The 25,008-nt window shown below is 48.4% G+C and carries 24 protein-coding genes, 3 tRNA genes and 1 other RNA gene; 3 read left to right on the forward strand and 25 right to left on the reverse strand.

The window, feature by feature from the left end; translation table 11 throughout:
* Positions 1–31: 31 nt before the first annotated feature.
* The 25 genes from M2387_RS12890 to sdhC form a co-directional block, all read right to left on the reverse strand.
* Positions 32–156: non-coding RNA, RtT sRNA (locus M2387_RS12890), on the reverse strand.
* A gap of 31 nt (positions 157–187) precedes the next feature.
* Positions 188–263: transfer RNA gene (locus tag M2387_RS12895), tRNA-Lys, on the reverse strand.
* Positions 264–314: 51 nt separating this feature from the next.
* Positions 315–390, reverse strand: a tRNA-Lys gene (locus tag M2387_RS12900).
* A 57-nt stretch (positions 391–447) separates the two neighbouring features.
* Positions 448–523: transfer RNA gene (locus M2387_RS12905), tRNA-Lys, on the reverse strand.
* Between the two features lie 165 nt (positions 524–688).
* Positions 689–1,471 (reverse strand): cell division protein CpoB, encoded by a 783-nt coding sequence (gene cpoB, locus M2387_RS12910; protein ID WP_259049886.1) that lies wholly within the window; start codon positions 1,469–1,471, stop codon positions 689–691.
* A gap of 9 nt (positions 1,472–1,480) precedes the next feature.
* Positions 1,481–1,993 (reverse strand): peptidoglycan-associated lipoprotein Pal, encoded by a 513-nt coding sequence (gene pal / locus M2387_RS12915; RefSeq protein WP_259049887.1) that lies wholly within the window; start codon positions 1,991–1,993, stop codon positions 1,481–1,483.
* Between the two features lie 33 nt (positions 1,994–2,026).
* A complete protein-coding gene (gene tolB, locus M2387_RS12920; RefSeq protein WP_259050560.1) occupies positions 2,027–3,319 on the reverse strand; it encodes a Tol-Pal system beta propeller repeat protein TolB in 1,293 nt (430 codons plus the stop codon).
* A 115-nt stretch (positions 3,320–3,434) separates the two neighbouring features.
* Positions 3,435–4,784, reverse strand: a complete 1,350-nt coding sequence (gene tolA, locus M2387_RS12925) for a cell envelope integrity protein TolA (protein WP_259049888.1) — start codon at positions 4,782–4,784, stop codon at positions 3,435–3,437.
* A gap of 32 nt (positions 4,785–4,816) precedes the next feature.
* Positions 4,817–5,242: a colicin uptake protein TolR gene (gene tolR / locus M2387_RS12930; protein ID WP_259049889.1), complete on the reverse strand. Its 426-nt coding sequence runs from the start codon at positions 5,240–5,242 to the stop codon at positions 4,817–4,819.
* Between the two features lie 13 nt (positions 5,243–5,255).
* Positions 5,256–5,942 (reverse strand): Tol-Pal system protein TolQ, encoded by a 687-nt coding sequence (tolQ, locus tag M2387_RS12935; RefSeq protein WP_259049890.1) that lies wholly within the window; start codon positions 5,940–5,942, stop codon positions 5,256–5,258.
* Positions 5,939–6,343, reverse strand: coding sequence for a tol-pal system-associated acyl-CoA thioesterase (gene ybgC, locus M2387_RS12940; protein ID WP_259049891.1), 405 nt, complete (start codon positions 6,341–6,343; stop codon positions 5,939–5,941). The genes tolQ and ybgC overlap by 4 nt, the downstream gene beginning before the upstream one ends.
* 145 nt (positions 6,344–6,488) lie before the next feature.
* Positions 6,489–6,782, reverse strand: a complete 294-nt coding sequence (ybgE, locus tag M2387_RS12945; RefSeq protein WP_259049892.1) for a cyd operon protein YbgE — start codon at positions 6,780–6,782, stop codon at positions 6,489–6,491.
* Positions 6,782–6,895 (reverse strand): cytochrome bd-I oxidase subunit CydX, encoded by a 114-nt coding sequence (gene cydX, locus M2387_RS12950; protein ID WP_259049893.1) that lies wholly within the window; start codon positions 6,893–6,895, stop codon positions 6,782–6,784. Before cydX ends, ybgE begins: the two co-directional genes overlap by 1 nt.
* 13 nt (positions 6,896–6,908) lie before the next feature.
* On the reverse strand, positions 6,909–8,048 hold the full coding sequence (cydB, locus tag M2387_RS12955) for a cytochrome d ubiquinol oxidase subunit II (protein WP_259049895.1): 1,140 nt from the start codon (positions 8,046–8,048) through the stop codon (positions 6,909–6,911).
* Positions 8,049–8,063: 15 nt separating this feature from the next.
* Positions 8,064–9,632, reverse strand: coding sequence for a cytochrome ubiquinol oxidase subunit I (gene cydA / locus M2387_RS12960; RefSeq protein WP_259049897.1), 1,569 nt, complete (start codon positions 9,630–9,632; stop codon positions 8,064–8,066).
* Positions 9,633–10,251: 619 nt separating this feature from the next.
* Complete coding sequence (locus M2387_RS12965) at positions 10,252–10,635, reverse strand: HVO_A0114 family putative DNA-binding protein (protein WP_259049900.1); 384 nt, start codon at positions 10,633–10,635, stop codon at positions 10,252–10,254.
* The gene (locus M2387_RS12970; RefSeq protein WP_259049902.1) at positions 10,632–11,093 is read right to left on the reverse strand and encodes a DUF6516 family protein; all 462 of its coding nucleotides are present in this window, start codon (positions 11,091–11,093) and stop codon (positions 10,632–10,634) included. Before M2387_RS12970 ends, M2387_RS12965 begins: the two co-directional genes overlap by 4 nt.
* Positions 11,094–11,172: 79 nt before the next feature.
* A complete protein-coding gene (sucD, locus tag M2387_RS12975) occupies positions 11,173–12,045 on the reverse strand; it encodes a succinate--CoA ligase subunit alpha (protein ID WP_259049904.1) in 873 nt (290 codons plus the stop codon).
* The gene (gene sucC, locus M2387_RS12980; RefSeq protein ID WP_259049907.1) at positions 12,045–13,211 is read right to left on the reverse strand and encodes an ADP-forming succinate--CoA ligase subunit beta; all 1,167 of its coding nucleotides are present in this window, start codon (positions 13,209–13,211) and stop codon (positions 12,045–12,047) included. The genes sucD and sucC overlap by 1 nt, the downstream gene beginning before the upstream one ends.
* 100 nt (positions 13,212–13,311) lie before the next feature.
* Positions 13,312–14,520 carry a 2-oxoglutarate dehydrogenase complex dihydrolipoyllysine-residue succinyltransferase gene (odhB, locus tag M2387_RS12985; protein ID WP_259049915.1) on the reverse strand — a complete coding sequence of 403 codons (1,209 nt, stop codon included), beginning with the start codon at positions 14,518–14,520 and terminating at the stop codon, positions 13,312–13,314.
* A gap of 16 nt (positions 14,521–14,536) precedes the next feature.
* Positions 14,537–17,344 (reverse strand): 2-oxoglutarate dehydrogenase E1 component, encoded by a 2,808-nt coding sequence (gene sucA, locus M2387_RS12990; RefSeq protein ID WP_259049917.1) that lies wholly within the window; start codon positions 17,342–17,344, stop codon positions 14,537–14,539.
* A gap of 201 nt (positions 17,345–17,545) precedes the next feature.
* Positions 17,546–18,262 (reverse strand): succinate dehydrogenase iron-sulfur subunit, encoded by a 717-nt coding sequence (locus M2387_RS12995; RefSeq protein WP_259049919.1) that lies wholly within the window; start codon positions 18,260–18,262, stop codon positions 17,546–17,548.
* Positions 18,263–18,278: 16 nt separating this feature from the next.
* Positions 18,279–20,045, reverse strand: a complete 1,767-nt coding sequence (sdhA, locus tag M2387_RS13000) for a succinate dehydrogenase flavoprotein subunit (protein WP_259049928.1) — start codon at positions 20,043–20,045, stop codon at positions 18,279–18,281.
* Positions 20,045–20,392 (reverse strand): succinate dehydrogenase membrane anchor subunit, encoded by a 348-nt coding sequence (gene sdhD / locus M2387_RS13005; RefSeq protein ID WP_259049931.1) that lies wholly within the window; start codon positions 20,390–20,392, stop codon positions 20,045–20,047. Before sdhD ends, sdhA begins: the two co-directional genes overlap by 1 nt.
* Positions 20,386–20,790, reverse strand: a complete 405-nt coding sequence (sdhC, locus tag M2387_RS13010; protein WP_259049933.1) for a succinate dehydrogenase cytochrome b556 subunit — start codon at positions 20,788–20,790, stop codon at positions 20,386–20,388. The genes sdhD and sdhC overlap by 7 nt, the downstream gene beginning before the upstream one ends.
* 651 nt (positions 20,791–21,441) lie before the next feature.
* On the opposite strand from sdhC, the gene M2387_RS13015 reads away from it, so the two are divergent.
* The 3 genes from M2387_RS13015 to M2387_RS13025 all read left to right on the forward strand — a co-directional run bounded on the left by M2387_RS13015 (position 21,442) and on the right by M2387_RS13025 (position 24,976).
* A complete protein-coding gene (locus M2387_RS13015) occupies positions 21,442–22,728 on the forward strand; it encodes a citrate synthase (protein ID WP_259049938.1) in 1,287 nt (428 codons plus the stop codon).
* A gap of 470 nt (positions 22,729–23,198) precedes the next feature.
* Positions 23,199–24,107, forward strand: a complete 909-nt coding sequence (locus tag M2387_RS13020) for a TonB family protein (protein ID WP_259049939.1) — start codon at positions 23,199–23,201, stop codon at positions 24,105–24,107.
* A gap of 35 nt (positions 24,108–24,142) precedes the next feature.
* Entirely contained in the window at positions 24,143–24,976 is an 834-nt protein-coding gene (locus M2387_RS13025) for a Plug domain-containing protein (protein ID WP_259049940.1), read from the forward strand.
* The last annotated feature ends 32 nt before the right edge of the window (positions 24,977–25,008 follow it).

Genomic DNA, 25,008 nt, shown 5'->3' on the forward strand with positions numbered 1-25,008 from the left:
AAAAAGGCGCCTTTAGGGCGCCTTATTACATTGGTGGGTCGTGCAGGATGACTCGGCCTGCGGCCTCACCCTTCGGGCCGTTGCTGCGCAACGTTGTTACGCTTCGCTTCACCCGAACCTGCTGCAGGTTCGAACCCCGCCCGAATTACGCATAGCAAAAAGGCGCCTTTAGGGCGCCTTTCTACATTGGTGGGTCGTGCAGGATTCGAACCTGCGACCAATTGATTAAAAGTCAACTGCTCTACCAACTGAGCTAACGACCCGCACTTGCGGTGTACTACATTACTGCTTGCTGCATCAGAATATTTCGTAATTGGTGGGTCGTGCAGGATTCGAACCTGCGACCAATTGATTAAAAGTCAACTGCTCTACCAACTGAGCTAACGACCCGTACTTACGATTTACTCTTACTACTCTCGATACAACATGTTGTTTGCAATGCTAAATTGGTGGGTCGTGCAGGATTCGAACCTGCGACCAATTGATTAAAAGTCAACTGCTCTACCAACTGAGCTAACGACCCGATTTAGCATGCTTTCCAGCTAGTAACAACATCACTGGGCAACGGCGGCATATATTACTGATTTAAGAATTTGACGCAACAAATATTTCTAACAAAATCACACGACTGCTGGATTTTTACGCGGCGCGACCAGAAAAACGACAACTTCTGGTCAGGACGCGAACATTACAAACCGGTTAAACGCTTTTGCGCTTGTTTAGCGCCGTCGCTGCCAGGATACTGTTTAACCACCTGCTGATAGACCGCTTTTGCTTTAGCCTTATCACCTTTGTCTTGCATGATAATCCCGACTTTCAACATGGCGTCTGAGGCTTTGGGTGATTTAGGGTAGTTTTTGACTACAGACGCGAAATAAAACGTCGCATCATCTTTTTTACCCTTGTTGTAATTAAGCTGACCGAGCCAGTAATTTGCATTAGGCAAATAAGTTGAATCCGGGTAAGCCTTTACAAACTGCTGAAAAGCAGCAATAGCTTCATCCTGACGAGCGTTGTCACGCATCAAGGCGATAGCCGCATTGTAATCGCTGTTGGCATCATTTCCCTGAACAGCGGCAGCAGGAGCTGCTGCTGCCGCATTCTGGTCAGGTGTCGCCGTTGTTGACGCTGAGTTACCGCTAGCACTTGCTGCTGCATTGCCACTACCCAGACTGTCTATTTGCAACATAATACTTTTTTGACGCTCTACAACCTGATTCAACTGATACTGGCTTTCCTGAATCTGACCACGCAGGGTGTCGATATCATTCTGGCTATCAGAGAGCTGTTGCTGGAGCTGAGTTAAAAGCTGGCTATGAGCATTAGAAATACGCTCAAGCTGGGTGACTCGGTCATCAACCGAGCCAGAGCCGACACTACTGATTGGCGCTTGTGCAATAGCGGCCCATGGAGCCGCTATGCCAACCAGTAGCGACAGACTCAACAGGTGAGTTCTGAAGCTACCAATCATGTGATGCTCTTAGTAAACCAGTACGGCACGACGGTTTTTAGCGTAAGCCGCTTCGTCATGGCCCAGTACTGCAGGTTTTTCTTTACCGTAAGAAACGATAGAGATCTGGTCAGCAGAAACGCCTTTACCTTGCAGGTACATTTTAACAGCGTTAGCACGACGTTCACCCAGGGAGATGTTGTACTCTGGGGTACCGCGCTCATCCGCATGACCTTCTACGGTCACTTTGTATGATGGGTTGCTACGCAGGAAGTTTGCGTGGGAATCCAGCATATTACCAAACTCAGGGCTCACGTCGTATTTGTCGAGACCGAAGTAAACGATGTTGTTCTGCTGCAATTGTTGCATCTGCAGACGAGCTTGCTCGTCAGAAGATACGCTGCCGTTACTCATACCAGTGCCGGCACCCAACATACCTTCACCGCTCTGGTCATTGTTGGCGCTCTTGTTAGAAGAACATGCCGCGATGGCCATAACCGGCAGAGCAATAAGCAGCCCTTTCAGCACTTTATTCAGTTGCATTTCTTTGATCCTTTAATAATCAATTTATTGTTATCACAGATACGGCGACCAGGCAGGGAATTTTACCTGTCCATCAGTTGCCGGAAGACGCGCTTTGAAACGCCCATCTGTTGAAACCAAATTCAACACGGAACCCATTCCTTGAGAGGAACTGTAGATTACCATCGTGCCGTTAGGTGCCAGACTTGGCGTTTCGTCCAGGAACGTCGACGTTAAATTCATCACGCCACCCGTCTCCAGATCTTGTTTGGTGATATGTTGCTGTCCGCTGTTTGTGCTGACCATCACCATTAATTTGCCATCGGAGCTCACATCAGCATTCTGATTCTGAGCACCTTCCCACGTCAGACGCTGTGCGCTTCCGCCGTTGACATTAATTTTATAAACTTGTGGACGACCTGACTGACCTGAAGTGTAGGCCAGATTCTGACTGTCCGGGAACCATGATGGTTCGGTATTACTGCTGCGATCGTTGGTTACCTGACGGATTTGTCCAGAGTTCAAGTCCATCACATAGATGTTCAGAGTACCAGTTTTCGACAGGGCAAACGCCAGTTTGCTACCATCAGGTGAAAACGCAGGTGCGCCGTTATGCTGCGGGAATGAAGCAATCTGACGGATAGCACCATTAGACAGCGTCTGAACCACCAGCGCAGAACGGCCGCTTTCAAAGGTCACATAAGCCAGTTTGCTACCGTCCGGAGACCAGGCGGGTGACATCAGTGGCTGAGGCGAACGGTGAACCACAAACTGGTTGTAACCATCGTAGTCAGACACACGCAGTTCATGCGGGAACTCACCACCATTGGTTTTCACCACGTAAGCGATACGGGTACGGAATGCGCCTTTAATCCCGGTCAGCTTTTCAAAAACTTCATCACTCGCGGTGTGAGCAGCATAGCGAAGCCATTTTTTATCAACTTTGTAGGAGTTCTGGGCCAGAACGGTTCCCGGTGCGCCCACGGTATCGACTAACTGATAAGCAACAGTATAGCTGCCATCCGGGTTTGCGGTTAATTGACCGACAACAACAGCGTCAATCCCGACAGCACTCCAGAGAGCAGGTTGTACTTCACCTACTGAACCCGGCTGTTGCGGTAAACGTGCGCTTGCCAGTGGATTAAATTTACCGCTGTTGCGTAAATCCGCCGCTACGATACCGGCGATATCTTCAGGTACGGCACCCGTGCCGCTCCACTGGAAAGGAACAACGCCAATAGGACGCCCCGAGTCAACCCCTTCGGTTATCTCGATACGCACTTCTGCATGCAACACCGTTGCCCACAGCATTAAGAAACCAAACGCTACACGTAATGCCTGCTTCATCATATCTCCCTTATCCGGGTAGTATACCCGCGATAATCTAGCAGAATGTCAAATAATCGCTGTTCTCTGTTATTTAAGCTTGGTTACTTTTCTCAATTATGCGAGAAAAAGTTTTCTACAGCTTAAAGTCGAGAGGGACATTTTTATACACTTCATAAACAGCCTTACTCGGCGGTTTAGGGATTTTAGCCTGCCTGGCTGCCGCAAGAGCGGCCTGACATAACGCAGGATCGCCACCTTCAGATTTAACGTCCAGTAACAAACCATCCGGAGCCATTCTTATCCGCAAAGTACAGGTTTTGCCAGCATAGGACGAGGCATCATAAAGTCTGCTCTGAATAGCAGTTTTTATTTGCCCCGCGTAACCGTCAATCTCCGCCTTCGACGGTCCACTACTTTTACCAGCTCCGGCAGAAGATGCAGTATTTCCTTGTGCAGCCCCCCCGGTTTTCGGCGCATTCTTACTAGAACTTAAGTCACCGAAGAGATCGTCAACCCCTTCAGCTTGTTTTTTCGCAGCAGCTTTGTCCGCATCGGCTTTTTTCTTATCTGCAGCTGCTTTGGCGGCTTTATCTGCGGCGGCCTTTTCAGCAGCGGCAGCTTTGGCAGCAGCGGCTTTCTCTGCAGCCGCTTTTTCGGCGGCAGCGGCTTTGGCAGCGGCAGCTTTTTCAGCAGCAGCGGCTTTTGCTGCCTCGGCTTTCTCTGTAGCAGCCTTTTCCGCAGCGGCGGCTTTTGCAGCAGCGGCTTTATCGCTCGCAGCCTTTTCAGCGGCAGCAGCTTTAGCAGCAGCGGCTTTCTCAGTAGCCGCTTTTTCAGCCGCGGCTTGTTTTACAGCTTCAGCGGCTGCAGCTTTTGCTGCGGCTTCTTCTACTGCTTTTTTCTGAGCATCCGCCGCCGCTTTTTTCGCAGCTTCGGCAGCAGCTTTTGCATCGGCTGCGGCTTTGGCTGCTGCTTCAGCCTGAGCTTTAGCTGTTGCATCGGCCTGCGCTTTGGCTTCAGCCTGCGCTTTTGCAGCAGCGGCTTCCGCCTGTTTCTGTTGCTCCTGAGCCTGCTTAGCAGCGACCTCGGCTTGTTTTGCCGCGGCTTCTGCCTGTTTTTGTTGCTCAGCCTGCTGTTTAGTCTGCTGCTCTGCCGCCAGGCGTTCCCTTTCCAGTTCTTTCAGACGCTGTTGTTCAGCAGCCTGCTTTTCCTGAAGCTCTTCCGCCTGTCGTTGAGCCTGTTTTTCTTGCTGTTCAGCTTTACGTTTGCTGTCAGTCTGCTGTTGCTGCTGTCGATTATAGTTTTGTGCTATAGCACCAGGATCGACCATGACGGCGTCAATAGACGATCCGCCACCACTGGCAGATGTATCAATATGTTCATCAAACGAGCTCCAGATCAGCAGTGCTATCAATACCACATGAAACACGACTGACCAGGATAGCGATCGTTTAAATTTAGCGTTTTCTTCAGTTGCCTTTGACACTATCGATATCCAAACGTTATACGCAAGATGGATCAGATGGGTTGAGTCATCAAACCAACGGACTTAACGCCTGCCTGATGCAACAGATTTAGCGCTTTGATAATTTCGTCATACGGAACTTCTTTCGCCCCACCAATCAAAAACACCGTTTTTGGATTAGCTTCCAGGCGCTGCTGAACTTCAGCAACAACCTGCTCGGCAGGCAACTGTTCCATACGATCCTTTTCAATAACGACGCTATACTGCCCTATTCCCGAAACTTCAATAATAACGGGTGGGTTGTCGTTAGTGCTGACGGTTTGAGAATCTGTCGCATCCGGCAGGTCTACTTCAACACTTTGCGTGATGATAGGCGTTGTTGCCATAAAAATAAGCAGCAACACCAGCAGCACATCTAATAACGGAACAATATTAATTTCCGATTTTAGCTCACGACGACCACGTCTGACTCTGGCCATGACTTACCCCTTGTTACTGCTTTTCGCTGCTGGTAAAAGCCTGACGGTGCAGGATAGCCGTGAACTCTTCCATAAAGTTGTCGTAATTCAGTTCCAGTTTATTCACGCGCTGGTTAAGGCGGTTGTACGCCATTACCGCCGGAATAGCCGCAAACAAACCAATAGCGGTTGCTATCAGCGCTTCTGCGATACCTGGAGCGACCATCTGTAAGGTTGCCTGCTTAGCCGCACCCAGTGCGATAAAGGCATGCATAATGCCCCAGACAGTACCGAACAGGCCGATATAAGGACTGATCGAACCCACCGTACCGAGGAAAGGAATATGGGTTTCAAGGCTTTCCAGCTCACGGCTCATGGAAATACGCATGGCACGGGTAGCACCATCAACCACCGCTTCTGGCGCGTGGGTATTGGCGCGATGCAAACGGGCAAACTCTTTAAAACCGGAATAGAATATTTGCTCGCTACCGCCCAGGTTATCACGACGCCCCTGGCTTTCCTGATACAGACGTGATAATTCGATACCAGACCAGAACTTATCTTCAAAAGCTTCTGCTTCACGGCTTGCGGCATTAAGGATACGCGTACGCTGAATGATGATTGCCCATGATGCTATAGAAAAACCAATCAAAATCAACATGATGAGTTTGACCAGAAGGCTAGCCTTCAGGAACAAATCAAGGATATTCATGTCAGTCACTGCTTGAACTCCGCGACAATAGACTTGGGAAGCGCACGAGGCTTCATAAGGGATAAATCAACACAGACAATCAAAACCTCAGCCTGGTTGAGAACCTGATTTTCGGCGTTAATTATCCGCTGCGAAAACACCATAGAAGCGCCTCGCATAGATTTAACTTCACTTTGAATTTCGAGTAAATCATCGAGTCGTGCTGGCGCAAGATACTCAACGGTCATTTTGCGCACCACAAAAGCCACATGCTCAGCAAGCAACATTTGTTGACTAAAACCTTGCTTACGCAGCATCTCGGTACGTGCTCGTTCATAAAAAGCAATGTAACTGGCGTGATAAACAACACCACCGGCATCCGTGTCTTCGTAGTAAACACGTACCGGCCATGAAAATAGCGATGTACTCACAATACAATCCGGAAATATCATTAAACGCAGTTACTATACGCAAGAGAATGCGGCTTTGGAATGGGTTGAGATTAACGTTGAGTAAAAAATTATGAGCTTATGAAAACTCATAATTTTTTTCTGAGAATATCTGGCGGAAATGTAACTAAGCGAAGAGCATAACCAGGGCAGCAATCAGAACGATGTCAGCCAGTAACGGGCAAAAAAAGGTCTGCCAGCGCAGCTTACGCGGACGAAATCCGACGCCGTGTACGACTCCGGCACAGATTGCCCACATCAGGACATAACCATGCCAGATTTCAAATTCACTGGTCTTTGCTGCAAAGCGGCTTGGGTCCCAAAAAATCATTCCCGCAAGCCACAATGCCATCACTAAGGACAGGGCCCGCAAGGGGCCCTTATCCATTACCGCATATAATTTTGCGATAATGGATTTCATTAGTGTTCTTCTTTTCCGGTCTTGTTGTCTTCTAACTGCTCAATAGCCAAAGCAGTGATGACACCGAATGCACAAGCCAGAAGCGTTCCCAGGATCCATGCAAAATACCACATAACTATCTCCCGATTAATACAAAGAGTGGGTGTTGCTTTCAATGTGCTCTTTAGTGATTCGGCCAAACATTTTCCAGTAACACCAGGTGGTGTAAATCAGAATGATTGGAACGAAGATAATCGCAACATAGGTCATCACGTTCAGCGTCAGCTGACTAGATGTTGCATCCCACATGGTCAGGCTCACGTTCATCATAATGCTGGATGGCATAATGAATGGGAACATAGCGATGCCCGCAGTCAGGATCACACAAGCAATAGTCAGTGATGAGAACAAGAACGCCATCGCCGGACGATTCAGACGAGACATCAGAATAGTCAGCAGCGGCAGCAGTACACCCAGTGCCGGTATCACCCACAATATTGGCGCGTTATTGAAGTTAACCAGCCAGGCTCCTGCCTGTTGAACGACTTCTTTATTCAGTGGATTAGACGGTGCGGTATGGTTAAGGACAGAAGTCACCACATAACCATCAATACCGTAGATAACCCAGACGCCAGCCAGAGCAAACGCAACCATCGTCACCAGCGCTGAGATTTGCGCTGAAACACGAGAGCGTATGTTAAGTTCACCAACAGTACGCATTTGCAGGTAAGTTGCACCTTGAGCCAGAATCATAAACAAACTGACTACGCCCGCTAACAGTGCAAAAGGATTCAGCAGCTGGAAGAAGGTACCGGTATAACTGATGCGCATATACTCATCAATGGTGAAAGGGACACCTTGCAACAGGTTACCAAAGGCAACACCAATCACTAGCGGTGGAACAAAGCTACCGATAAAGATGCCCCAGTCCCACATACCACGCCAGCGGTTATCTTCGATCTTGGAACGGTAATCAAAGCCAACCGGACGGAAGAACAGTGATGCCAGAACCAGAATCATCGCAAAATAGAAGCCGGAAAATGCGGTAGCATACACTTGAGGCCAGGCAGCAAATAATGCACCGCCAGCCGTGATAAGCCAGACCTGGTTACCGTCCCAGTGAGGAGCAATGGAGTTAATCATGATACGTCTGTCGACGTCGGTGCGACCGATAACGCGCGACAGCATACCGACCCCCATATCAAAACCATCGGTGACAGCAAAACCTATCAGCAGAATGCCAATCAGCAGCCACCAAATAAAACGCAATATTTCGTAATCGATCATTTGAGAACTCCTGTCTTAGTGTGCCGTTTTAGAAGCCACTGTGGACTGCTCAAAGTGGTAACGACCTGTTTTCAGACTGCTCGGCCCAAGGCGAGCAAATTTGAACATCAGGAAGAGCTCTGCGACGAGGAACAAGGTGTAAAGACCACAAATCAGGCCAATGGAGAGAATAAGATCGCTTCTTTCCAGTGCTGAGTGTCCCATTACTGTTGGCAGAACCTCACCCACGACCCAAGGCTGACGGCCATATTCAGCAACAAACCAACCGGACTCGATGGCAATCCATGGTAGCGGGATGCTGTAGATCATAGTACGCAGCAGCCATTTTTTCTCACCAATACGATTACGAATAGTACTCCAGAAACATGCAGCAATGAGAACCAGCATCAGCAGTCCACAAGCCACCATGATACGGAAGGCAAAGTACAGAGGCAGAACTTCAGGAATAGAATCTTTTACCGCTGACTGAATTTGCTCTTCGGTCGCATCAGAGACATTTTCGGTATAGCGCTTAAGCAACAAGCCATAACCGAGGTCTTTTTTGATTTCGTTGAAACTTTCACGTACCGCTGGATCGGCTGAACCGGTACGTAACTGTTCCAGCAATTTATATGCAACCATCCCGTTACGGATACGCTCTTCATGCTGCACCATCAGTTCTTTCAGACCAGTAACCTGCTTGTCCAGTGAACGGGTGGCGATAATACCGAGAGCATACGGAATTTCAATCGTGAAGCTGTTTGATTGCGTATCCTGGTTAGGAATGGCGAACAAGTTGAAAGAAGCAGGAGCGGGTTGCGTTTCCCATTCGGCTTCAATCGCAGCAAGTTTGGTTTTCTGTACGTCACCAAGCTCATAACCGGAGTCATCGCCCAGTACAATAACAGACAGAACAGCTGCCATACCGAAAGCAGAAGCGATAGCAAAAGAACGTTTTGCAAAAGCAATATCGCGTCCTTTAAGCAGGTAGTAGGCACTGACACCGAGCACAAACATTGCGCCACAGGTATAACCTGCTGCCACGGTGTGAACGAACTTCACCTGAGCAACCGGGTTAAACACCAGCTCAGAGAAGCTCAGCATTTCCATACGCATGGTTTCAAAGTTGAAATCTGCCGCGATAGGGTTTTGCATCCAGCCGTTGGCTATCAGGATCCACAGTGCGGAGAAGTTTGAACCCAGAGCAACCAGCCAGGTCACACCCAGGTGTTGCACTTTGCTCAAACGATCCCAGCCAAAGAAGAACAGACCCACAAAGGTTGACTCAAGGAAGAATGCCATCAGACCTTCAATGGCCAGAGGCGCACCGAAGATATCACCCACATAGTGAGAATAGTAAGACCAGTTAGTACCGAACTGGAATTCCATTGTCAGACCAGTAGCTACACCCAAGGCAAAGTTAATACCAAACAACTTGCCCCAGAACTTGGTCATATCTTTATAAATTTGCTTGCCAGACAAAACATATACCGTTTCCATAATGGCCAGCAGGAACGCCATACCCAGCGTCAGTGGCACAAAAAGGAAATGGTACATCGCGGTCAAGGCAAACTGTAATCGCGACAGTTCAACAATATCCAACATCTTGACTCCTTGCTCTTCGCATGAAGACTCCACACGTGGAACGAAAAATCGCGCCACAACGTATGCCCTAATACAAAAACATTTGCTTCCGCACACCCTTTGATAACCGAAAATATTTAAAAAACGGCCCCAAAGGTAAAGGTTACAAACACGTTAAAAAATAAATGATACAGGTCGCAAATATATTACCCCGCAATGACCTTACAATAAATAGGTATTCGCTGAATGTTTTTTGCGTTTCTAGACAATGTCTCATTTATAGATAAATTATCACTTTTTAGCCAGTTTGATCTAAAACATTTTCCGAATATTTATACCTTTATCCACTTCTTTACTTATTGATCCAGCTCAATTTAATTAGGTTTGTTAATTATTTTACACACTGGTATTCAATCGTTGGCGGGATGTTAAAGAAATGTATATTTAATTCTATTGAATGGTGCATAGTCGTTAATTAGTAATCCGCAAGTTTAATTTTTTAACTTAACGGAAATTTAATATAATCAAAATAAAACAGCGGGTTTTGTTGAGGAAAAGGCTCAAAACCGGGAGAGATACTTTTCTGAAGCGATTCGTATGTTTAACACATACAAAACAACTCGTGTATTACGGGCTGCCCTCAAGCGACTTTTTCTTCAAATTTACAGATAAATTCCTGCTTTATCTGGATATCAAAATCAGTAAATAAAGCTATCGGTTTAACGCTTTTACCCTGCTTTTCAAGTCTGACAAAACCGTAGGACTGCAGCGTTTTCAGCGTTACTGAAAGGTTACTTTTTTTCCTTCCGACTCTCTCAGCAAGCTCGGTGATAGTTTCAGGCTTTTGCTCATCAATTAATCTTAGCAGAGCGATATTATCATTGCTGAGTATCTGCCCTATGGCGTTGATGGATGTGAACCAAATTTTTGGCTCCCCAGACTCCGGCTTGTGCTCTCCTGTCACGATAGAGAGCATTCTCTTTCTAATCTGTTCTTCTGGCATAACGCCTATCAGTGCTTTCATATGAAAGACCTCTTTTCTCTCTGAGCGATAACTGCGTCTATTTTCTCGAAAAAATCGCTAATTAATTGTGCTGCCGAAACAAAGTCGTACGGGAAACCTTTGTCACTCGGATTTCGATGAACATGGTCATAAACAATCCTTCCTGAATACTTTCCTTTCTTTGGCAACTTAACCGCATGCGCATTATCCATGCCAAAAACCCGCGTATTATACTTATAGTGAAGCGTCAGACTGTATCGAATACCGTGGGGAATAAATCGGGATACCTGGACTTTCCAGACCTCAACTTTCCACCAGTAACCATCATTCCGATAAACCGTTTTCCCATGCAGTTCCAGCAGATAATCCAGCCCTGTATCTTGAATCATATCACCACACATAGTTATGACCCAATCATAACCATTAATGATGACATGGCAACTTGAATAAACAAAATGAGTGCTATTTGTAACTTTCACTCACCAGACCCCATAAAAAAGGCCATCCCTGAGGATGGCCTGATATTGCTCTCGGTCGCGCCCTGAACAGGACTATGACTTAGCGTGGCAGAATAGTTTTCAGCGCTTCGCCGATATCAGCCAGGCTGCGTACGGTTTTAACGCCAGCCGCTTCAAGGGCTGCAAATTTCTCGTCAGCAGTACCTTTGCCACCGGCAATGATAGCGCCAGCATGGCCCATACGCTTGCCTTTAGGTGCAGTTACACCTGCGATGTAACCGACTACTGGTTTAGTGACATGATCTTTAATATAGGCAGCAGCTTCTTCTTCTGCGCTACCACCGATTTCACCGATCATAACAATCGCTTCAGTTTTCGGATCCGCTTCAAACAGTTTCAGAATATCGATAAAGTTTGAACCCGGGATCGGGTCACCGCCGATACCGACGCAAGTAGACTGGCCCAGACCGATATCAGTCGTCTGTTTAACCGCTTCATAAGTCAGGGTACCTGAACGTGAAACAATACCAACTTTACCTGGCAGATGGATATGGCCTGGCATGATACCGATTTTACACTCTCCTGGAGTGATAACGCCCGGGCAGTTAGGTCCAATCATACGGACGCCAGCTTCATCCAGTTTCACCTTAACAATCAGCATATCCAGAGTAGGAATGCCTTCGGTGATGGTGATGATAAGCTTGATGCCAGCATCAATCGCTTCCAGAATCGAGTCTTTACAGAAAGGTGCCGGAACGTAGATCACGCTGGCGGTAGCGCCAGTCGCTTCTACAGCTTCACGCACGGTATTAAATACCGGCAGGCCGAGGTGCGTGGTGCCGCCTTTACCTGGCGTCACGCCGCCAACCATTTGCGTACCATAAGCAATAGCTTGTTCGGAGTGGAAAGTCCCCTGGCTACCAGTGAAGCCCTGGCAAATTACCTTGGTGTTTTTATCGATCAAAATGGACATTATTTCCCCTCCACGGCAGCAACAACTTGCTGTGCTGCATCCGTCAGGCTTTTCGCAGCAATAATATTCAGGCCACTGTCAGCCAGTTTCTTCGCACCCAGTTCGGCGTTGTTACCTTCCAGACGAACAACAACCGGAACGTTAACACCCACTTCAGCTACTGCGCCGATGATGCCATCAGCAATCAGGTCGCAACGTACGATGCCGCCAAAAATGTTAACCAGTACGGCTTTAACTTTTTCGTCTGACAGAATGATTTTAAATGCTTCAGTAACACGCTCTTTAGTTGCGCCGCCGCCTACATCGAGGAAGTTTGCTGGTTCGCCGCCGTGCAGTTTAACGATGTCCATGGTACCCATTGCCAGGCCCGCACCGTTAACCATACAACCGATATCACCGTCCAGCGCAACGTAGTTCAGTTCCCACTGTGCAGCCTGAGACTCACGGACGTCTTCCTGGCTAGGGTCACGCATTTCACGCATTTCTGGCTGACGGAACAATGCGTTACCATCAACGCCCAGTTTACCATCCAGGCAAATCAAATCACCCTGCTTAGTAATAACCAGCGGGTTAATTTCGATCAGCGCTAAATCACGGTCGAGGAAAATATTCGCCAGACCCATGAAGATTTTGGTGAACTGCTGAACTTGTTTACCTTCCAGACCCAGTTTAAATGCCAGCTCACGTCCCTGATACGGCATTGGGCCGGCCAGAGGATCAAGGGCGATTTTGTGGATCAGGTGCGGAGTTTCTTCAGCAACTTTCTCAATCTCTACACCACCTTCGGTGGAAGCCATAAACACGACGCGACGAGAGCTACGGTCAACAACCGCACCCAGGTACAGTTCAGTCGCAATATCGGTTGCAGCTTCAACCAGGATCTGATTAACCGGCTGACCATTTGCATCAGTTTGGTAAGTAATCAGATTTTTTCCAAGCCAGTGTTCAGCAAAAGCACGGATTTCTTCTTTGCTGTTAACCACTTTCACGCCGCCCGCTTTACCGCGGCCACCAGCATGAACCTGGCATTTCACCACCCAAGGACCCGCGCCAATTTTCGACGCTGCTTCTTCCGCTTCACGCGGAGTGGTGCAGGCGTAACCTACTGGTGCCGGCAGACCTGACCGGGCAAACAATTGTTTCGCCTGATATTCGTGTAAGTTCATGAGTTCTATCCATCCAGATAAAGAGCACTACAGCTCGGGGGTAAGGTTAGATTTTTTCATCGGGCGGGTGAACAACGTCACCCGCCAAAGTCTTTATTGACTAAACGTCCAGCAGCAGACGTGTTGGATCTTCCAGCAGCTCTTTAATGGCGACCAGATAGCCCACTGACTCACGACCATCGATCAGACGATGATCATAGGACAGTGCCAGATACATCATCGGCAGAATTTCTACTTTGCCGTCAACCGCCATTGGGCGGTCTTTGATGGCATGCATCCCAAGAATCGCACTCTGTGGCGGGTTGATGATTGGCGTGGACATCAGAGAACCAAAAACACCGCCATTGGTGATAGTGAAGTTACCACCGGTCAGTTCTTCTACCGTCAGCTTGCCATCACGACCTTTAACTGCCAGCTCTTTGATGCGTTTTTCGATGTCTGCCATGCCCAGAGTATCGACATCACGCAGTACCGGAGTAACCAGACCACGTGGTGTTGATACCGCAATGCTGACATCAAAGTAGTTGTGGTAAACCACATCTTCGCCATCAATAGAGGCGTTAACTTCCGGGAAACGCTTCAGGGCTTCAACAACCGCTTTAATATAGAAAGACATAAAGCCCAGACGGACACCGTGGCGTTTTTCAAAGGCATCGCCATATTGCTTACGCAGGTCCATGATAGGTTTCATGTTCACTTCGTTAAACGTAGTGAGCATTGCTGTTGAGTTTTTCGCTTCCAGCAAACGCTCCGCTACACGCTTACGCAGACGCGTCATCGGAACACGTTTTTCACTGCGACCCGCCAGTGGTGCAACAGGTGCTGCAGCCGCAGCAGGTTGTTTAGCCTGAGCTTGTGCCTGATGTTTTTCAACATCTTCACGCGTGATACGACCGCCGACACCGCTGCCTTTAATCGCGCTGGCATCCAGAGAATGCTCAGCCAGCAGACGGCGGATTGCCGGGCTCAGAGTGTCGTTATTTTGCTCTTCCAGAGAAGCTTGCTGACGCTGAGCCGGAGTCGACTCTTTGCTCTCAGTTTTAGCCGAGGTCTCTTTTCCAGCGCTGTTGCCTTCTTTTAAACGCCCCAGAATCTGACGAGAAGTTACAGTGCTACCCTCGTCTTCGAGGATAGAGTCTAAAATGCCATCAGCCGACGCCGGGACTTCCAGAACCACTTTGTCAGTTTCGATTTCTACCAGCACTTCGTCACGTTTGACGCTGTCGCCAGGTTTTTTATGCCAGGTTGCCACTGAAGCATCAGCTACAGACTCAGGCAGCTCAGGTACAAGAATATCTACGCTACTCATTATTTATCCCTTAAATTTATTCGACGTTCAGCGCGTCATTGACCAGATTCTGTTGCTGTTTCTGGTGAACGGACATATATCCTACCGCCGGAGAGGCGGAGGCCGGGCGACCTGCGTAACGCAGAGCAGACCCAAACGAAATCACTTCACGGAAGTGATGCTGGCTGCAATACCATGCACCCTGGTTCAGTGGTTCTTCCTGGCACCAGACAAAATCATGTACATGAGCGAACGGTTTAAGCGCTTCTTGTACCGCCTGAGTCGGGAACGGATAAAGCTGTTCGATGCGCACAATGGCAACATCTTTCTGATCGTTTTTGCGGCGTTGTTCCAGCAAGTCGTAGTAAACCTTACCTGAACACAGAACGACGCGTTTCACACCTTGTGGATCAAGGTCATCAATTTCACCGATAGCTGGCAGGAAGGTTCCATTAGCGAGTTCGTCGAGGCTGGAAACCGCCAGCGGATGACGCAGCAGCGACTTAGGTGACATAACAACCAGCGGACGGCGCATACCACGCAGTGCCTGACGGCGCAGCATATGGTAAACCTGAGCAGGAGTAGAAGGCACACAGACCTGCATATTCTGCTCAGCGCACAGCTGAAGGTAACGTTCCAGGCGCGCAGAGGAGTGCTCCGGCCCCTGCCCTTCGTAGCCATGTGGCAGCAGCATCACCAGGCCACACAAACGTCCCCACTTCTGTTCGCCAGAACTGATGAACTGATCGATAACCACTTGAGCTCCGTTGGCGAAATCACCAAACTGAGCTTCCCAGATAGTCAGCGTCCGTGGTTCCGCGGTCGCATAGCCATATTCGAATGCCAGAACAGCTTCTTCTGATAACACCGAATCCCAGACTTTAAATTGTCCCTGACTATTATGAACGTTAGCCAGTGGAATATAGGTAGAACCATTCGTTTGGTTATGGATAACCGCATGACGATGGAAGAACGTACCGCGACCCACATCCTCACCAGACAGACGTACAGAGATACCCTCATCAACCAAAGTGGCATAAGCCAGGTTTTCTGCAGCACCCCAATCAAGTAGCTTACTGCCGTTCGCCATTTCCTGGCGATCGCTGTAGATTTTAGCCACACGAGATTGCATTTCTACCGCTTCAGGAGCAGTACTGATGCGATTAGCCAGCTCTTGCAGACGCTTCATCTCAACCGTACTTGGGTAAGCTTCATCCCACTCATGGTTAAGGTAAGGAGACCAGGCAAAAGATTGCAGGTTCATCGGACGCCACTCTTTCACTACGCACTCACCGGCATCCAGCGCATCGCGATAAAGATTGACCATTTCAGTGGCATCTTCTAGCGTCGCAACCTGCTGTTGTTCCAGTTTATCCGCGTAAAGTTTACGTGGGGTCGGATGTTTTTTGATTTTCTGGTACATCACTGGCTGAGTTGCACTTGGCTCATCGGCTTCGTTGTGGCCGTGGCGGCGGTAGCAAACCAGGTCAATAAAGACATCACGCTTAAAGGTATTACGGAAGTCGAGTGCCAGACGGGTAACAAAGGCCACCGCTTCAGGATCGTCCGCATTCACGTGGAAAATCGGTGCCATCACCATTTTACCGATATCGGTACAGTATGGCGTAGAGCGCGCATCCAGTGGATTTGAAGTAGTAAAACCAACCTGGTTGTTAATAACGATACGTACCGTACCGCCGACTTCGTAACCACGCGCTTTGGACATATTCAGGGTTTCCTGAACCACGCCCTGTCCTGCGACGGCGGCATCACCATGGATAGTGATTGGCAGAACTTGATTGCTGCCAGGCTCTACCAGTCTGTCCAGACGAGCACGTACTGAACCGATAACCACCGGGCTCACGATTTCGAGGTGAGAAGGGTTAAACGCCAGCGCCAGGTGAACCAGACCGCCTTCTGTTTCAAACTCAGAAGAGAAGCCCATATGGTATTTAACATCGCCGGTGCCCAGATGTTCTTTGTGCTTGCCCGCGAATTCATCAAACAGTTCTTGTGGTTTTTTGCCGAGAACGTTAATTAGCACGTTAAGACGACCGCGGTGCGCCATACCCAGCACCACTTCACGCGTTCCACTCTTGCCTGCGTGATGGATCATCTCTTTCAGCATTGGAACCAAGGCATCGCCCCCTTCCAGTGAGAAACGCTTGGCTCCCGGGAATTTAGCCCCGAGATAACGCTCCAGACCTTCTGCTGCAGTCAGTTCGGAGAGAAAGCGCTTTTTCTCCTCAGCAGTAAAGGTCGATTTTCCAGCCACTGACTCAATACGTTGTTGGATCCAACGTTTTTCTTCAGTGTTGGTGATGTGCATATATTCTGCACCAATCGACCCGCCGTAGGTCTGTTCCAGAGCGACAATCAAATCAGCCAGTTTCATGGTGTCTTTGCCTACGGCAAAAGAACCCACATTGAAGGTCTGCTGGAGATCGTCTTCAGTCAGATTGTGGAAAGCAGGGTCGAGATCCGGTACGGACTCTTGCTTCCATAATCCTAACGGATCCAGATTAGCCGCCTGGTGCCCGCGGAAACGCCAGGCGTTGATCAGCTGCAGAACTTTGACTTGTTTAGAGTCATTTTCCGGATCGGTGACTGCGGTGGAATAACGTGAGGCATCCTTCGCCAGACGACGAAAATAATCACGTGTTTTAGAATGGAATTGATCTGGTCTGGCTCCGGTTCCAGGTAACTGCTGGAAAAGAGTGCGCCAGTGCGCATCAACAGAGTCAGGATCGGTTAAGAAGTCTTCATAGAGCTGCTCTATGTAGGACTGGTTTGCGCCCGCCAGCCAGGAAGAGTCCAGCCAGGGCTTCATTGCGCCGTTCTGCATCGTGATCCCTTACGCATTATTATGCTTATTACGCCGTGGAAACTATAACGTATACCGTGAAGTACACGTTCCAGGGTTCACTCGCTGCGAGCATTATCAAATGGCCCGCGAAGGAACCTTTGAAAACTGTCAGGGTGACAGCTTTCAAAGGTTTCCTGCCTTTTTAAAACGCTCCCCCTCAATCGAGAGGGAGCCGTCTGATTAAGCACTCTTCTGCAACAACATCGATTTAATGTGGCCAATCGCTTTTGTCGGGTTCAAACCTTTAGGACACACGCTAACGCAATTCATAATGCCATGGCAGCGGAATACACTGAAAGCATCACTTAAACCTTCCAGACGTTCTTCCGTTTCAGTGTCGCGGCTGTCTATCAGGAAGCGATAAGCAGCAAGCAAACCTGCCGGGCCGATAAACTTGTCCGGATTCCACCAGAACGAAGGACAAGAGGTGGAGCAGCAAGCACAGAGAATACACTCGTACAGGCCATCCAGCTTTTCACGCTGCTCTGGCATCTGTAGATGCTCGCGAGACGGCGGGTTTTGTCCATTGTTCAGCAGAAACGGCTTAATCTTCTCATATTGAGCATAGAATTGTCCCATATCAACCACTAAGTCACGAATAACCGGCAACCCAGGCAGTGGACGAATAACAATTTTTTGCTTGCCGTTACCCAGAGCGGATATCGGTGTAATACAAGCCAGACCGTTTTTACCGTTCATGTTCAGGCCATCAGAGCCACAAACACCCTCACGACAGGAACGACGGAACGACAGGGTCGGATCTTTTTCTTTTAACTGCATCAGGGCGTCCAGCAGCATCATGTCGCGCCCTTCTTCCCCTTCCAGTACGTACTCCTGCATGCGCGGAGCATCGTCAACGTCCGGGTTGTAACGATAAATGGAAAACTCGAGTTTCATCGACTCATCTCCGCTATTAATAAGTACGTATTTTCGGCGGGAACGCCGGACGCAGTTTCGGTTGCATGTTGACCTCACGACGGGTCATGCTTTCCGACTCAGGCAGATACAAGCTGTGGCATAACCAGTTCGCATCATCACGCTCCGGGAAGTCAAAGCGACTGTGAGCCCCGCGACTTTCAGTACGGAAGTTAGCAGAAACGGCCGTTGCGTAAGCAGTTTCCATCAAGTTATCCAGCTCCAGACACTCAACACGCTGGGTGTTGAATTCAGTCGAGGTGTCATCAAGGCGTGCATTTTTCAGACGCTCACGAATCGCTTTCAACTGTTCCAGGCCTTTGGCCATCGCATCGCCTTCACGGAATACCGAGAAGTTGTTCTGCATACACTCTTGCAGCGCTTTACGAATTTGAACCGGGTCTTCACCGTTACGATTATTATTCCAGCGGTTCAGACGCTCCAGCGCAGCGTTAATTTCGGCTTCACTGGCGTCACGCAATTCGCCTTGCTCAGCGATAGATTCATGCAGATGAACGCCGACCGCGCGACCAAATACCACCAGGTCAAGCAGCGAGTTACCGCCCAGACGGTTAGCACCGTGTACCGATACGCAAGCAATCTCACCGACAGCAAACAGGCCTGGGATAACAACGTCTTCACCTTCGGCATTCACCGTCAGAGCCTGACCGGTAACTTTGGTCGGGATCCCACCCATCATATAGTGACAGGTTGGGATGACCGGAATAGGTTCTTTCACTGGGTCAACGTGAGCAAAGGTACGGGATAATTCCAGAATGCCTGGCAGACGTGACTCCAGTACATCTTTACCTAAATGATCCAGTTTCAGTTTGGCATGAGGTCCCCACGGGCCTTCACAACCACGACCTTCACGGATTTCAATCATGATGGAACGGGCAACAACGTCACGTCCCGCCAAATCTTTGGCGTTAGGCGCATAACGCTCCATAAAGCGCTCGCCGTGTTTATTCAGCAGGTAACCGCCTTCACCACGACAGCCTTCGGTCACCAGAACACCTGCACCGGCAATACCGGTTGGGTGGAACTGCCACATTTCCATGTCCTGCACTGGAACACCAGCACGTAAGGCCATGCCAACACCGTCACCGGTATTAATGTGCGCATTGGTGGTCGACTGATAAATACGCCCTGCTCCACCCGTTGCCAGTATTGTCGCACGCGCTTTGAAGTAGACGACTTCGCCGGTTTCGATATCCAGCGCAGTACAACCCACGACAGCACCGTCCTCGTTTTTCACCAGATCCAGTGCATACCACTCAGAGAAGATGGTGGTGTGATTTTTCAGGTTTTGCTGGTAGAGCGTATGTAATAAGGCATGTCCGGTACGGTCAGCAGCGGCCGCCGTACGCGCCGCTTGTTCACCACCGAAATTCTTCGACTGGCCGCCAAATGGGCGCTGATAGATAGTGCCATCTTCGAGACGAGAGAATGGCAGACCCATATGTTCCAGTTCCAGAATCGCTTCAGGACCGGTTTTACACATATATTCAATCGCGTCCTGGTCACCGATGTAATCGGAACCTTTGACGGTATCGTACATGTGCCATTCCCAGTTATCTTCATGGGTGTTACCTAACGCAACGGTGATACCACCCTGCGCAGATACGGTATGGGAACGGGTTGGAAACACTTTAGACAATAAGGCACAGGTTTGGCCTGACTGTGAAATTTGCAGCGCAGCACGCATTCCTGCACCACCGGCGCCAATAACAACTGCGTCAAACTCTCTGATTGGTAAACTCATTACACACCCCACACCACAACAAATCCATAAAGAACGTAAACCAGCAATGCAGCAACAATTGCAAACTGTAATACCAGGCGGATAGCCAGCGGTTTAACGTAATCGGTCAACACCTGCCACATGCCAATCCAGGCATGGATTAAAATCGAAAAGAGTGCCAGCAGGGTAAACACTTTAGTGAAGGATGAGGCGAAGAAATCGCGCCAAATCTCATAAGTTAATTCGCCGGTAAAGGCAAAAAAACCAACCATGTAAATAATGTACAGCGTCAAGACAATGGCAGAGGCACGAACCAGAATATAATCATGCACACCATTGCGACCCAATGCGGAGGCATTGCTTACCATACGAGGACTCCTGCGAGGATTGAAAGCACGACAGTAATAACAAAAGAGATATACGCGGATCGTTTGCCCACTTGTAATGTTTCTTCCAGACAACCTATATCCATCATGACATGACGGATGCCTACCACAACGTGGTAAGCGAGGGCGGTAAGAATGCCCCACATTATAAACTTAGCGAAGAAGCTGCCCATGACCGCAGATGCAGCCTGGAAACCTTCAGGGGAGGAAAGAGACTGTCCTAATAGCCACAACAGGATGCCAACCGCCACAAAAGTTATCACACCAGAAACGCGGTGGAGAATGGAAGCGATAGCAGTAACAGGAAATTGAATCGTTTTCAGATCCAAATTGACAGGTCGTTGTTTTTTCACTTTTCTTATCATGAATAGCGCCCACATGCTCTTCTTATTGTTTCCTTCCTCCGGATCTGCATTCGGGGTCAGACAGCGCTCATTTCATATAACTGTGCATTGTGCTTTACGCAAAATACAGCTACATCCCGAGACCTAAAAAACAGGCCACAACGCTGGGTGGCTCCCGGTAGCAGGGTGTTCCGGAGACCTGGCGGGAGTATAGGCTCTTCACAAAATCATTACAATTAACAGCAATACTGTTTGCGGGGTTTTGCTCTGAACAGTGACCAGGATCACGATAACAACAATATTTTAAATTTTAACCATCTAATTTGACAAAACCAAAACAATATTGTTACAAACGGCTTTATAAAAGCCATATAATTCGTAAAAGTTATAGGGTCAGTCTTTCACCTGAAGAATAGTTATGTAACAGTGTGAACCTATTGACCCATGTAATCAGGACGGTTATTAGTGGTATAAAGATTTAAATGATACAGGCTGCTAACACCCTGATTTGCTGTCGTTCGCCCCAAAGCGAGTGTTACCTGAAAGCGCCCATTGCTCTGTACCCTGGGCTGTACAACTCTACGCAGAGCTAAAAGCTAAATAAAATTACGGGTAATAAAACAATGCGACTGTAGTGCAAATCAGGCATCCGGCAGTCTTACAAATAAGGCGCTAAGGAGACCGTAAATGTCTGACAATAAGGCAAAAATCACTCTAGATGGTGATAATGCTATCGAACTGAATGTTCTGAAAGGAACAATCGGTCAAGATGTAATAGATATCCGTAGTCTTGGTTCTAACAATATTTTTACCTTTGACCCGGGTTTTACCTCTACCGCATCCTGTGAGTCTAAAATCACCTTCATCGATGGTGATAACGGTGTGTTGTTGCACCGTGGATTTCCGATAGACCAGCTGGCGACTGAATCCAGCTACCTTGAAGTTTGTTACATTCTGCTGAACGGTGAAAAGCCGACTCAGGAGCAATTTGACAGCTTTACCAAGACTGTGACCCGTCACACCATGATCCATGAGCAAATCACCCGTTTGTTTAATGGCTTCCGTCGTGACTCTCACCCTATGGCTGTACTGTGTGGGGTTACCGGTGCACTGGCTGCGTTTTATCACGACTCGCTGGATGTTAATAATCCACGTCACCGTGAAATTGCCGCCTTCCGCCTGCTGTCAAAAATGCCAACCGTGGCGGCGATGTGTTACAAATATTCGATTGGTCAGCCATTCGTATATCCACGTAATGACCTGTCCTACGCAGGTAATTTCCTGAATATGATGTTCTCTACGCCTTGTGAAGAGTACGTAGTGAATCCTATTCTGGAACGTGCGATGGACAGAATTCTGATCCTGCACGCCGATCACGAGCAAAATGCATCAACCTCAACGGTCCGTACCGCAGGCTCTTCAGGCGCGAATCCATTCGCCTGTATCGCCGCAGGTATCGCCTCACTGTGGGGACCAGCTCACGGCGGCGCTAACGAAGCCGCACTGAAAATGCTGGAAGAAATCAGTAACGTAGACCATATTCCTGAGTTTATTCGTCGCGCGAAAGATAAGAACGACTCTTTCCGTCTGATGGGCTTCGGTCACCGCGTCTACAAAAACTACGATCCGCGTGCCACCGTGATGCGTGAAACCTGCCATGAAGTTCTGAGAGAGCTGGATCTGAAAGATAACAGCCTGCTGGAAGTGGCAATGGAACTTGAACACATCGCGCTGAATGACCCGTACTTCATCGAGAGAAAACTGTACCCGAACGTGGACTTCTACTCTGGTATTATTCTCAAAGCGATGGGTATTCCGTCTTCCATGTTTACCGTTATCTTCGCCATGGCACGTACCGTTGGCTGGATTGCACACTGGAATGAAATGCACGACGATGGCATTAAAATTGCCCGTCCTCGTCAGCTGTATACCGGTTATGACAAGCGTGATTTCAAATCTGATCTGGCAAAATAAGCCGCTTGCTGCATAGCGAGTTCTGATTCAGATTAAACGTCTGGTGCCCTGCATCAGGCGTTTTGTATTTTTGTTCTGCCATTCAGCTCTCCCCGTCCGATGCAGGTGTCTGATGGGTAAGCCATACCCGAGAGATACTACTTTAGTGGTATAAATCTACCATCTGTGGAACTATTTGTAAGTACCCTTCACTTCCCCTGCTCATTCTTTTTTTTATTTTTCTTTTTTAATTCAATGCCTTGAATTCTTTTTTTTGTCATGGTCATTCTTTTTTCTTCATTAAATGAATAATATGTAAATACATATTGATAATGATTATTATTTGTAAAATAATTATCGTTTGGTTTCAAACATGATTTATTTGATGGCTATTAAGATGATCCGCGACGAATAGCGACATTTTTAGCGTTCAAAAACACCGTTAATCTGACTTTTAAGCGATCGGTGTTATGACCATCAGGAGAGATGCAGTGAGTTATTCGCCAACCGCCAGCGCAAGTTTCGGGCCTGAAAATACAGAAGGGTCCGGCTGGCGCACGTCCGGAAGCATAACGGGCTCACTGGTACTCCATTTACTGCTGGTCGCAGGACTTATCTATGAGAGTAACCGGCATCCACTGGAGATGGCGGGCAAGGAAGGCGGAGTGATGGCTTTCACTATGGTGAATATGGCCAGTCAGCCCGTTTCAGTGCCTCCGGTCTCCAGTCCTCCGGTTGAAAATAGCCCGCAGCCGCCCGTGGTGCACAGCGTCAGAATTGAACATCCGGCTCCTGCAATCGTCTTGCCTGAACCGGTAAAACCAAAACCCCCTGTCGCGAAGCCTGAGCCCAAAACTATTCCCAAAACCAATACGCGCGAAACGTCTCCCCAGACAACCGTAAAAACAACGAAACCGACCACCACCCGGACAGTCACGCCTGCACCTGCTAAACCTGAAGAATCTAAATCGCAGTCGCTGTCACAGACACAGACACAGTCAAAATCCACATCGGAATCGGCATCCTTAACGCCTTCGAAATCACCTTCGACAACTAATAATGTGAGCGCTGCCACCGCAGGCAACAGTGATAGCGGCCAGGCAGCACAGGGCTCAGGAAATGCCACCAACCAGAATGTGAAAGCGCTGCATCGCCGGGTGAATTATCCCCAGAGAGCAAAATCACTCGGGGTCGAAGGCCGGGTACGCATCAAATTTGATATCACCTCCAGTGGCACCGTCACTAACGTGCGCGTGCTCTCAGAAACGCCCACCGGTGTTTTTGCCTCAGCTATAGATAAGGATATTGCTCGCTGGCGTTATCAGACTCAGGGAGAGGTTAAGGATCAGGTCGTTTCAATTGTCTTTAAATTAAACGGCAAGGTTGCGTTAGAAAATTAAAATCACTTATTTAAATTAGAGTTCTGGGGAAATCCGTGAAAAAAAAACTTGCCGTCATTATGGCGATTTCATTATTGCCAGGGGCGACCTTTGCACAGCAAAACGACGTTGAAAATTCAAAGAAAAACGATGAAAAAAATGATTCGCAGCAGGTAGAGAGTAGTGACTCAGGTGAGGATACTATTCTGGTGCGTTCAACGCCGACCAGCCAGTCCATGGGTACGCAGATTTTAACGGCCGAACAGATTGAACGACTGCCAATATCAAACGGCAATATCACCGAACTGTTAAAAACCAACCCGAATGTGCGTTTTGCTAATGATGCTGGTAGCAGCACTACGCCAGGAGAAATAGCGCCTGAGAACGTTTCGTTCCATGGCGAGAAGTTCTATAACAACAACTTTATGATTGATGGTTTATCGAATAACAATACCATCAACCCAGGGGCTAATGGGGGTGCATTAAATACTAACCCAGACGGCTACAATCCCATTGATTTACCAGCAGGCGGTACCCAGTCATTCTGGATTAACTCGGAGCTGGTAGAACAACTGGAAGCGTTTGATAGCAATATCTCTGCGAAATACGGTAGTTTTACCGGCGGTGTAGTGGATGCCCGCCTGAAAGACCCTGACCTCGAAAGAGCCTCAGGTAAAGTTTCCTACCGCACCTCACGAGACAGCTGGACAAAGTATCATATTGATGCCACTGATGAAGAAACCTTTAATCAGGCAGCAGAACTAACGCATCAACCTAAATTTAAAAAGAATTTTTACTCATTTAGCGCCAATCAACCCTTAAGCGATAAAGCCGGTTTTATCTTTGCCTATAACCGCCAGCAATCCGATATTCCTAACTATCACGTCTAGTTAGGCGAGTGGCAAGATCAGAAACGTATTGC

Source organism: Klebsiella sp. BIGb0407 (assembly GCF_024807845.1).
GTDB lineage: Bacteria > Pseudomonadota > Gammaproteobacteria > Enterobacterales > Enterobacteriaceae > JGM124.

Bases quoted from the DNA above. Each gene is read 5' to 3' on its own strand.
- cpoB (WP_259049886.1), bottom strand. From the start codon at position 1,471: ATGATTGGTAGCTTCAGAACTCACCTGTTGAGTCTGTCGCTACTGGTT.
- pal (WP_259049887.1), bottom strand. From the start codon at position 1,993: ATGCAACTGAATAAAGTGCTGAAAGGGCTGCTTATTGCTCTGCCGGTT.
- tolB (WP_259050560.1), bottom strand. From the start codon at position 3,319: ATGAAGCAGGCATTACGTGTAGCGTTTGGTTTCTTAATGCTGTGGGCA.
- tolR (WP_259049889.1), bottom strand. From the start codon at position 5,242: ATGGCCAGAGTCAGACGTGGTCGTCGTGAGCTAAAATCGGAAATTAAT.
- ybgE (WP_259049892.1), bottom strand. From the start codon at position 6,782: ATGAAATCCATTATCGCAAAATTATATGCGGTAATGGATAAGGGCCCC.
- cydX (WP_259049893.1), bottom strand. From the start codon at position 6,895: ATGTGGTATTTTGCATGGATCCTGGGAACGCTTCTGGCTTGTGCATTC.
- cydB (WP_259049895.1), bottom strand. From the start codon at position 8,048: ATGATCGATTACGAAATATTGCGTTTTATTTGGTGGCTGCTGATTGGC.
- cydA (WP_259049897.1), bottom strand. From the start codon at position 9,632: ATGTTGGATATTGTTGAACTGTCGCGATTACAGTTTGCCTTGACCGCG.
- M2387_RS12965 (WP_259049900.1), bottom strand. From the start codon at position 10,635: ATGAAAGCACTGATAGGCGTTATGCCAGAAGAACAGATTAGAAAGAGA.
- sucD (WP_259049904.1), bottom strand. From the start codon at position 12,045: ATGTCCATTTTGATCGATAAAAACACCAAGGTAATTTGCCAGGGCTTC.
- sucC (WP_259049907.1), bottom strand. From the start codon at position 13,211: ATGAACTTACACGAATATCAGGCGAAACAATTGTTTGCCCGGTCAGGT.
- odhB (WP_259049915.1), bottom strand. From the start codon at position 14,520: ATGAGTAGCGTAGATATTCTTGTACCTGAGCTGCCTGAGTCTGTAGCT.
- sucA (WP_259049917.1), bottom strand. From the start codon at position 17,344: ATGCAGAACGGCGCAATGAAGCCCTGGCTGGACTCTTCCTGGCTGGCG.
- M2387_RS12995 (WP_259049919.1), bottom strand. From the start codon at position 18,262: ATGAAACTCGAGTTTTCCATTTATCGTTACAACCCGGACGTTGACGAT.
- sdhA (WP_259049928.1), bottom strand. From the start codon at position 20,045: ATGAGTTTACCAATCAGAGAGTTTGACGCAGTTGTTATTGGCGCCGGT.
- sdhD (WP_259049931.1), bottom strand. From the start codon at position 20,392: ATGGTAAGCAATGCCTCCGCATTGGGTCGCAATGGTGTGCATGATTAT.
- sdhC (WP_259049933.1), bottom strand. From the start codon at position 20,790: ATGTGGGCGCTATTCATGATAAGAAAAGTGAAAAAACAACGACCTGTC.
- M2387_RS13015 (WP_259049938.1), top strand. From the start codon at position 21,442: ATGTCTGACAATAAGGCAAAAATCACTCTAGATGGTGATAATGCTATC.